Here is a 9,868-nt window from a genome sequence, read left to right on the forward strand (position 1 = left end):
GTGCACGCGGCTGCGTAGTGCTATTCGCGCCATGTCAACCCGTTCCCGACGATGTCTGTATGCGTAAAAGCACGACCGGGGTATGTCGAACAACTCACACAACATTGCTACCGATACGCCGTCGCCGAACTGGTCGATTATTTCGTACGTTCTATCCCTTCCGACATCAGCAGCGCAGTAGCTTTTTTTAAAATGGTCTTCTCCCTCTCGAGGCGTTCAACCCGCGCTTCCAGCTCCTGGATGCGCTGCTGCTCTGGCGTCATTGCAGGACTCTGAGGCGTGATGCCGTGGCGTTCCTGATGCAATTGTTGAACCCAGCGACGCAGAACCGATTCCGCAACGCCGACCGACCGGCTGGCATCGACGTGGCTATAGCTCTGGTCGAGGACCAGCGACGCAGCACTGCGCTTGAACTCAGGGGAAAACGTACGACGTTGCTTGCTCATCAGACACCTCTTCATGGCGAGTATTCTCGCCTAAATTGGTGTCCGGGGAAATTAGACCACTACAGGGATCTCAAAATTCAGTGCCGAGTGGAGAGCGTTTATTAACCAATTGAGCTGACGAGCATCATCCGTGATCCAATCGAAGTCTGTCTCCTGAGTGAAGCAACGACTCGCACGAAACTTGGAAATGGTGCTGTTGTGTTTCTCCAATAACTGCAGAAGCTCAGACTCGACGTCTCCCATTGTGATTGCAATGTCGATGCTGGGCCCTACGGAGCCGAGGGCACCTTGCATTTGCCAAAATACTGTGGGCGCGAGCCAGGCGAAGTGCTTTAGCCGAAGCCATAACCACCTCCCCTCTCTCTCGGATGGGTTACTCCCCCAGATCTCTGAAATACGCCCATACGGACCGGAAAATTGAATGGTCATAGTTCGTCAATTCACCACTACACAGGATGTTTTCAAGAATATTCAATAGAGTACCTCAAGAATTATTCTAGACGGGAAAAAGATTGAAGCAAGATGATCTCTAGATGAATTCAAGGCTATTTTTCCTGGAGGTGACTTGTGATTTTGGGCTGTTGGGTTGGCCGTGCCCCGAGTATCCGGCCGATTTGTCCGAGGTGTGAGAGTTGGTGATGGCTAGAAGGCGGCGGAGGCAACCCTAGAATGTGTCCCTTTCATGAATTCTTGCGTAACCGGATTGCATCACCGAAAGGGCTCCGATCAGCGCGGCATAGCGGGATACTTCTGACGAGGGTGAGGCTGTTTGCGTCATCTCCTTTTTCGGCATTGCTTTCGCCGGGGGATTGGTCAGTGGTTCTTTCGGGACAATTCCGTAATCTGTTTCGTGCCGAAATTAACAGTGCCCATTAAAGTTAGATGAACAAATGCTAGATAACGCTGGGCATCTGTCTGTCCCTGGTTCGCTATCTCCTATATTAAGATAGTCTTCAGTATTTCCTAGTGTATTCCTTCCCTGTCTCTCCTCTGTAGGGACTTTCCTCTCTTCGATAGCCATAGCGAGCTGGAAGCATCGCGATTCAACTAGCCGTAGGCAGAACTATCTACCTCAGGCTCTCGAATTCAACGATGGCTTCTGCCAATGCCATTCGGTCATCAATCTTATTCAGTTGCTTAGAGCGTAATGCCGGTAGCTGCGAGGCAGAGTCCTACTCGTCTGATTGCTGATAAAAATTTACATGGTCCATCTATCGAATGTCCTAACACGGAGATTCGATATGTTCCAGAATGCAAATTCTTTCAATCAGTCTAGCCTCACATCCCCCTCGCCGTGTAATGCTCAGCAGGCAGCATCGCTTTCGCGACACTGGGAAGTGGGTGAGTACGCCTACCTACTGAATGAGCTTGATCGCTTCCTCGATAGCGTATTCCACACGACGCAAATCCCATTTGAGATCCGCTGCCAGAATGGAGGGGAGGTCGCTATTCGAAATCCTGTCGACGTGAACGGCTATAGGAGTATCAAGGGATTCCTTCCGCTATGTGGGCAGTGGCTTGATCTGTACTGGCCGGGATATCACTACACCCCAGATCTACAGCTGTTCTTTGATTGCTTCTGGCAGCATCCGCTTGCAAGCGTATTCGTTGGTGGTGCTATCCCCGACCAATACGATCACGTGTACGTTGCGAAGCTCTATAACGACTTCGTGAGTTGTCTGCGCATTGAGGCAATGCGGCGTGGTGTCAGAAAGAGTCTGTTCGATTGGCGTAACAATCTAGTTGATCAAGAGAAAGCGATACGGATCAATTTGGAAACGCTTCAGTACCGATATCGCGTCCTTATCCCTGTTCGGCTCGATCTGTACTATTCCGAACTTGCGATGAGCGATGAGGATGCCAGAATACGTACGGGCTGGGGTGTGGTGAATGGCGCCTGGTCACAAGTCCCATCAGCTACTCCGATTCGATACGGACATCCGGAGACGGCTGCTCGTATGGACTCTGCCATTGCCATGGCAGATCGAGATCAGTTCTTTGCAAATCAGCGTGGTGCGGATAGCGGCCTATTCGAGCATATGGTCGGCTACGTCTGCAAAATGGAGCAAGGTGGGGTACACAGGGCGAATCATTTCCACTGCGTATTCTTCTTCGACGGGACGCGAGTTACTCAGGCTCAGGCAGAGGGCTACAAGTACCGCATTGGAGATCGCTGGCAGAAAGTTACTCGCGGGCAGGGGTTGATGTACGACTGCCATACACGCCCTGATCGAGCAGCTCTTGAGGCTCAAGGGCGTTGGGCACTCAACGTGATCAAACACGAGTATCCGGACCAAGGTGCCAAGTTCGTCGACTATGTGGTCGGGTACTTTGCAAAGGATGCCGGGCAAATGGTTCGTGTCAAGCCTACTGCGCGAGCTCGGGCATTGACGATGGGGCGTTGAGGTAGGACGCAGGTGGGCACGGGAATATTTCGGCGAATACAGATCGAAGATTTATCGATGAACATGTTCGGTATGCTGCTTTCGTCCTGCAAGATTTGACCGTCTATGCTGTCACCTGGCTGCTAAAATGCCCGTCAGCTTTTCAACGTCCAGCAATTTCTCCTTTGCTGGACATTTTTGCGCCAGGGCGATGAGGCGGCAAATAGGGCGACGAATCGGATACACCCGAGTCTCGACGGATTGCCAGTGCCTTGATTTGCAGTTCGATGCGGTGCACATGGCTAGCATTGTCGACGACCGTCTTTATTCCGATACCGCGAGCGGCAAGGGCGCCGAGCGCAAGGCGCTGCACGAAGGATACGCCTCGGTCGTTTGGCGGCTTGACCGGATGGGCCGCAGTCTGCTTGATCTTGTGCGCATTGTTGCCGAGTTGGAACGGAACGGCATCGGCTTCGAGAGCTTGGCGGAGAGGATTGAGACAGGCAGCGCAGCGGGAAATCTGGTTTCTTACGTCTTTGCTGCGCTCGCGGTATTTGAGCCCAATCTGATCCGCGAGCGTGCGCGGGCCGGCCTTGTCGCAGTTCGGGCTAGAGAATACGGTGACCGCAGACCGAAGCTTGATGCGCAGCAGATGAAAGCGACTAGACAACTGATGTCTGACTAAATGATCCCGGTCGGCCTCATCGCGAGGCGATACAAGGTATCGCGGACCACAACTTACAAAGTAGCTCCTGTCAGGCGATAGATCTGACGACAGAAGGATAAAGATGGATGTCAATACCAAGAAAGGCTACGACCTCATTAGCCGACGCCGCAAGCAGTGGGTCAACGAGGAAGAGGTACGCCACTCCTGGATGAAAGGTCTCGAAGAGGCTTTGCAGATCGACCTGGACGCCGAACGAGCCAAGCGTGACTCCAGCTACAACAACGTCGTCATCGAGTTCAAAGGCCCCGGCTTTTTCAAAGGCAGCGAGACGAGCCCCAAGTTTGTCGAAGCGACCGATGGCCGCCTGTTGAAGTACATCCCTCGCTTGGCATCCGAGCAAGGACTGGACGAGAAGGACTACATCGGAATCGCGATCGACGGTGAGCATGTGGCCTTCGCCCAAGTGCAAGATGGCAAGATTGTCCATCAGCCGCTGATGCCGTTTTCGACCATCACCTTTCAGATGGTGGTAGATGCGCTGCGCGCCAATTTTCGGCGAGCGATCACGTCCGAGAACCTAGCAGAGGACTTCGGGCACCTGTCCAGCACCGGTCGCGAGTTCATGCAGGAACTGTCCAATGCGATGGCTGATGCGCTTGGGCAGCCGGGAAACCGTAAAATCAAGATGCTTTTCGAGGAATGGTCAACGCTGTATGGGCAGGCCGCAGATTTGAGTATCCAGCAGCGTAAGAAGATCAACGGATCGTTGGGTTTCGACTTCGCAGGCCCGGCTGAAGTTGATCTGCCCGCCAAGCTCTTTGTTACCCACACCTTCCACTCGCTGCTGATGAAGCTGATTGCGGCCGAGCTCGTGGCCGCCCACGGCATGGCGTCAAGCACGTCACTGATTCACGAGCTGCTGGCTCTTGAGTCCGATGAGGCGCTGGTCGACGCCTTGCGGTCGGATGTCGAGAACGGTGGATTCTTCAACGCGGTGGGTTTGCATGGCTTCGTCGAAGAGGCCATCTTTAGCTGGTATTTGGACGCCGCAACCAAGAAGTCCATCCGCACGTCGATGTGCCTGGCAATTCGCACGCTGCTGGCCCAGCTCTCCGTCTATCGCTTCGACACAATCAAGAAGGCCGGCCGATCACGGGATGTCTTGCGTGACTTTTACCAAGACTTGGTGCCGGAGGAGTTGCGCAAGAGTCTTGGAGAGTTCTACACGCCGGATTGGCTAGTCGAACATTCCGTGGCTAAGCTCGGATACAAACGGGATAAGTGGCTTTCTGCGCGCCTCCTTGACCCGACTTGCGGTTCGGGATCGTTTCTTCTGGAGGCCATCGAACAAAAGCGGGGTGCAGCCCTCGCGGCTGGCTGGACTGCCGAGCAGACCGTGGATATGCTGACGACTACGGTCTGGGGCTTTGATCTTAATCCTCTGGCTGTGCAGTCGTCTCGCGTGAACTTCCTGATTGCGATTGCCGACCTACTGCGGCAGTGCAAGGGCAAGGATGTTGAGATTCCCGTGCTTCTGGCTGATGCTGTCTACTCCCCAGCCCCGAATCCAGACGGTGATCAGAAGGTTGTTGAGTACAGTATCGGCAGTAAGCAGGCCAATCTACGAGTCGTTCTCCCTGCCGACCTAGCACGTGATCGTGCTCTGCTGGACAAGGTATTTCAGCTCATGGGCGAAGAGGTCGAGAACGATACGGAGTATCCGCCTGTCGCCACAGCTCTGGTGAAGGCCCGCATCCTGACCAAGGCGCAAGCCGACGAGTGGCATGACCATCTCAAGCTGACCTACGACCAGGTGCTCGCCTTGCACCGACAAAATTGGAATGGCATCTGGTTTAGGATCGTGCGCAACTTCTTCTGGTCAGCCACCGCTGGGCAATTCGATGCGATCGTCGGTAACCCACCTTGGGTGCGCTGGTCGAACTTGCCCGAGGCGTACCGGAACCGAGCTAAGCCGACTTGCGAGAAGTACGCGATCTTCTCGGATACCAAGTTCCACGGCGGCAACGAGTTGGACATCTCCGCCATCATCACTTACACGGCAGCCGACAAGTGGCTGGTCGAGGATGGGCGGTTGGTGTTCGTCATCACGCAGACGGTTTTCCAGTCCCCTTCGTCGCAAGGCTTCCGGCGTTTCCGTATCAATGCGACCGACCGCTTGGTGCCAATCTCCATTGATGACATGAAAGAGCTGAAGCCGTTCCCAGACGCGGCCAACAAGACGGCTGTCGCCATGTTCACGAAGAAGGTGCGGGGGACGACCCGTTATCCGCTGGACTACAGGGTCTGGCTTGGCAAGCCCAAGACGGACGATGCTGGCAATCCAAAGAAAGGGCGCGGCGGCAAGGTGGCACGCTTGAAGTCCATCGACCCACGGTTGCATCGTGCTGAGGTGACCGCCCTTGTGGATGTGATCCAGATGGAGGCCAATCCCGTCTCTCAGACGATGGAGGGCGCACCCTGGGCCATCATGAAGCCGGGGCATTTCGCCGCATGTCAGCCGATGTTTGGAGCTTCGACTTGGGTCAACGGTCGCAAGGGCATCACGACCGACCTCAATGGGGTCTATTTCGTCGACGTCATCGACTCAAACCCATCGACACAGACGGTCAAGGTGCGCACCCGACCGCATGAGGGCAAGACTGAGTTGGGTCAGCCGCGCGAGTTCTGGGTTGAGGCCGAGAGCTTGTTTCCTCTCGCAAAGGGTGCAGGCGACCTTCATCCCTGCTACTTCCTGCCGGAGAACACCCTATATGCGTTCGTGCCCAACAAGGGCATCGACCGGGCCTCATTGGACACCGCAGCGGCGCGCTATAGCAGCCACACGAATCCGAAGACCTTCAAGTTTTTTAAGGCGTATAAGTCGTTCCTGGAGTCCCGTTCCACCTTCAAGACGCGTATGAAGGCCGCCCCCTTCTTCGCTATCTATAACGTGGGCGATTACACCTTCGCGCCGTACAAGGTCATTTGGGCTGAGATGACGGGCGACTTCTCGGCGGCCGTGGTGGCATCAGGCTCGGTGCCAGGCTACGGGCCGCGTGTTTATGTTCCTGACCACAAGCTCTACTTTGCCGATTTTGACCAATCGGAACCAGCTTTTTACTTATGCGGATTGCTGCACTCAGAGATCGTCAAGGAGATGATTGAGGCGCACAACGTGGCAACCAATATGGGCGACATTTTCAAACATGTGAGCCTGCCTGAGTATGACGCCACTTCGGCCGAGCACAAGGCGCTTGCTGAACTAGTGAAGCAGGCCCATCAAGAGCATGACGCTAAGAAGCGTGCAAACATCGTCGCCAAGGTTAGGGCTGCTGCTGCTGAGATCATCGAAGCTGAAATCGCACTTCGTCAGTAAAGAGTTCGATGACGGAAAACCAATAGCAGGTGCAACCGATAGTCCTTTAGCGCGTCGCCATGCATCGCAACTGTAGAAATCAGGGAGGAATATGAGCGATCAATACACCTACGCGAGATTTTGGCGCTGCGCTCTACAGGTCAATCCTGTCGGCTACAACGGCACCTACAGGGGAGCCGACCACGGACTGGATGAGGGCGACTACAACCAAGCCCTGCTTCAAAAATGCCTTCAGTTGGGTATCAAGGTTGTCGGTTTGGCCGACCACGGCAGCGTGGCCAGCGTCGATGCCTTACGTCAGGTGCTAAAGCCGCACGGGATCGTGGTGTTTCCCGGCTTCGAGATCGCCTCGAACGACAAGACGCATTATGTCTGCCTCTTTCCCGAGGACACCACGGTGCAGCAGCTTGATCGCTACCTTGGCAACCTCAAGCTGCATGACCCAGCGGATGGCATTCGGCCTTCTCGGCTGAGTTCGGAAGAGCTAATCGAAGAAGTCGATCTACTGGGTGGGTTCATCTACGCTGCACATTGCACGCAGGAAAGTGGGCTGCTGAAAAACCGCCTGAACCACGTATGGAAACATCCCAAGCTGCGGGCGGCCCAGATTCCGGGGTCGATAGACGACCTCACGAGCATCGAGGGCGACTTTTATCGCAAGGTGTTCTTGAATAAGGACGACGGCTACCGGCGTGAGCGTCCTGTGGCAGCGATCAATGCCAAGGATGTTGCCAGGCCTGATGACTTGGGCCAGCCGAGCGCAACGTGCTTCATCAAGATGACACGGCCCACGTTCGCTGCGTTCAAGGTGGCCTTCCTCGATCCGGGATCGCGTGTCCGGCTCAACTCGCAGCAGGCCCAAAGCCCGATTGGTAAAGTGGTAAGCATGACGGTGGCCGGTGGCTACCTTGATAGCGTCCGGGTGGACTTTTCCGATCACCTCAATACGGTGATCGGCGGCCGTGGAACGGGTAAGTCAACCTTGGTCGAATGCCTGCGCTTCGCCTTGGACTTGCCCCCCAAAGGCAAACAGGCTCAGAAGCTCCACCAAGAGATCATCAAGGAGAACCTTGGTCGCTCGGCTGGTCGGGTTGAGCTGACAGTGGTGTCCTCTGCCCAAAACGGCAAGCATTACACCATTTCGCGCCGTCACGGCGAGCCACCGATGGTGCGTGACATGGATGGCAACGTCTCGACCCTGCTCCCGCGCGACTTGCTGCCGGGCATCGACATTTATGGGCAGAATGAGATTTACGAGCTGGCCCAAGCTGAAACCAGCCGGGTGCAGTTGTTGGATCGCTTCCTTCCTCAAGACGGGGAGTATGAGGCGAAGAGCGCCGACGTGCATGGGCGCTTGAGGGACAACCAGCAGAAGCTCACGAAGTCCCTGACCGATCTCGACGAGTTGAATGCGCAGGTTGAGCGCTTGCCCAAGCTGGAAGAACAGCTTCGCGGTTTTGATGAGCTGGGGATTAAGGAGAAGCTGGCCCAGACCTCGTTGCTCGCACGCGAGCGAGAGATTGCTAAGACCGCGACCGAGGGCGTGCAGAGCTTTCGCGACGCGCTTTCAGACCTGCGTGACAGCTTACCGGACCTTGGCTTCATCAACGATGAGGCGCTTGAAGGTTTGCCTGACGCTGCCCAGTTGCTCGCCATGCGTGCGACGCTGGATGGACTCAAGCAGGGGTTCACCGGCCATCTGACCGCGATGCAAGCCTTGCTTGATGACAAGGCAGGACAGTTCACCACCCAGCATGACGCATGGCAGCAGGCGATTCAGGCGCACGATGTCGAGTTGGAGAAGGCACTACGGACGTTGCCCGCCACTGCTGGAAAGAGCGGGCAGGAGGTCGGTGTTGCCTATCAGAAATTGATGGGGGAGATCGAGCGCATCAAACCCATGAAGTCGCGGGTGACTACGCACGAGTTCCAGCGCGACACCTTGCGTCAGGGACGGCGCAACCTGTTGGCAGAGCTGTCCGATTTACGTGGGCAGCGCATACTCGCGTTGCAGAAGGCCGCGAAGAAGCTAAACAAGCGACTTGAGGGCAAGCTCAAGGTGGAAATCGTGCCGGGGGCTGACCGCACGCCATTGATGGCGTTCCTGCTTGGATGCAAGTTGGATGGCGTGGGCGAAAAGCGACTTGCGTTTATTGAGGATGCCGAGACGATCAGCCCGCTGTCGCTGGCCCAGTCGATTCAGAAAGGGGCTGCCGACGTGCAACTCGATTGGGGCGTCACGCAGATGGTGGCTGACGCACTCACCAAGCTCCAATCGTCTCAGGTCATGGAGTTGGAGGCCTTGGAGCTGGAGCATCGCGTGGACATCTTCTTGAATGTCGCGCACGGCCAAGCTGATCCGGTATTCCGGCCGCTCAACAAGCTCTCTACGGGCCAGCAGTGCACGGCAATCCTGCACATGCTGTTGCTTGAGAACGTTGATCCCCTGATCCGCTTGGGTTTTCTGTACCAAATCCAGAGCGAGTTTTTCGGCGTATCGGGTCAAGTCGACCCGGGTAAAAACACCAATTGTCGGGCGAATTCGGCCGGCGCCATCTCTTTGAGAGCTGAGTGAGGCCGACTCTCGTTGTAGTCCCCGCGCCATACCTCGATAATCGCTTTCGCTTCGTCCAGCGTCTCGAACCAATGCACGTTCAAGCATTCATCACGGAATGATCCGTTAAACGTCTCAATGTGGCAATTGTCCGTGGGCTTTCCTGGGCGACTGAAATCGATTTTCGACTTGTGGTGATATGCCCACATGTCGAGCAATCGCCCGGAAAACTCACTGCCGTTGTCTACAAAAATATGCCGAGGAGCGCCGCGTTTGGCCGCGATACGATTGAGTGCCGACACCACGTGCTCTCCCCTCAACCGTTGACCAACTTCGATGGCCAGGGCTTCTTTCGTGAATACATCGACAACTGTCAGCGTGCGAAACTTCGAGCCATCTGCGAGTTGATCGGCGACGAAATCCATACTCCAGGCATCATTC

4 protein-coding genes and 2 pseudogenes are annotated in these 9,868 nt (G+C 55.5%); 4 read left to right on the top strand and 2 right to left on the bottom strand.

Annotation, left to right across the window (positions count from 1 at the left end):
* Nucleotides 1-446 (bottom strand): annotated as a pseudogene (locus tag C266_RS28100) (transposase); the annotation flags it as partial.
* A gap of 1,241 nt (nt 447-1,687) precedes the next feature.
* Here C266_RS28100 and C266_RS14335 point away from each other — a divergent pair.
* The 4 genes and pseudogenes from C266_RS14335 to C266_RS14350 form a co-directional block, all read left to right on the top strand.
* On the top strand, nt 1,688-2,851 hold the full coding sequence (locus tag C266_RS14335) for an inovirus-type Gp2 protein (RefSeq protein WP_010805967.1): 1,164 nt from the start codon (nt 1,688-1,690) through the stop codon (nt 2,849-2,851).
* Between the two features lie 190 nt (nt 2,852-3,041).
* Complete coding sequence (locus tag C266_RS14340; RefSeq protein ID WP_010805968.1) at nt 3,042-3,515, top strand: recombinase family protein; 474 nt, start codon at nt 3,042-3,044, stop codon at nt 3,513-3,515.
* A gap of 103 nt (nt 3,516-3,618) precedes the next feature.
* Nucleotides 3,619-6,873, top strand: a complete 3,255-nt coding sequence (locus tag C266_RS14345) for an Eco57I restriction-modification methylase domain-containing protein (RefSeq protein WP_010805969.1) — start codon at nt 3,619-3,621, stop codon at nt 6,871-6,873.
* A gap of 91 nt (nt 6,874-6,964) precedes the next feature.
* Nucleotides 6,965-9,325: pseudogene (locus C266_RS14350) on the top strand (TrlF family AAA-like ATPase); the annotation flags it as partial.
* Between the two features lie 50 nt (nt 9,326-9,375).
* Here C266_RS14350 and C266_RS26930 read toward each other — a convergent pair.
* Nucleotides 9,376-9,868 (bottom strand): integrase core domain-containing protein (locus C266_RS26930; protein ID WP_144265834.1); only part of this gene is annotated, 493 nt, incomplete at its 5' end.

Source organism: Pandoraea sp. SD6-2 (genome assembly GCF_000389825.1).
GTDB classification, from domain to species: Bacteria; Pseudomonadota; Gammaproteobacteria; order Burkholderiales; family Burkholderiaceae; genus Pandoraea; species Pandoraea communis.

What these genes read in the sequence shown, in the direction of transcription:
- C266_RS14340 (WP_010805968.1), top strand. Translation starts at nt 3,042, where the DNA reads ATGAGGCGGCAAATAGGGCGACGAATCGGATACACCCGAGTCTCGACG.
- C266_RS14335 (WP_010805967.1), top strand. Translation starts at nt 1,688, where the DNA reads ATGTTCCAGAATGCAAATTCTTTCAATCAGTCTAGCCTCACATCCCCC.
- C266_RS14345 (WP_010805969.1), top strand. Translation starts at nt 3,619, where the DNA reads ATGGATGTCAATACCAAGAAAGGCTACGACCTCATTAGCCGACGCCGC.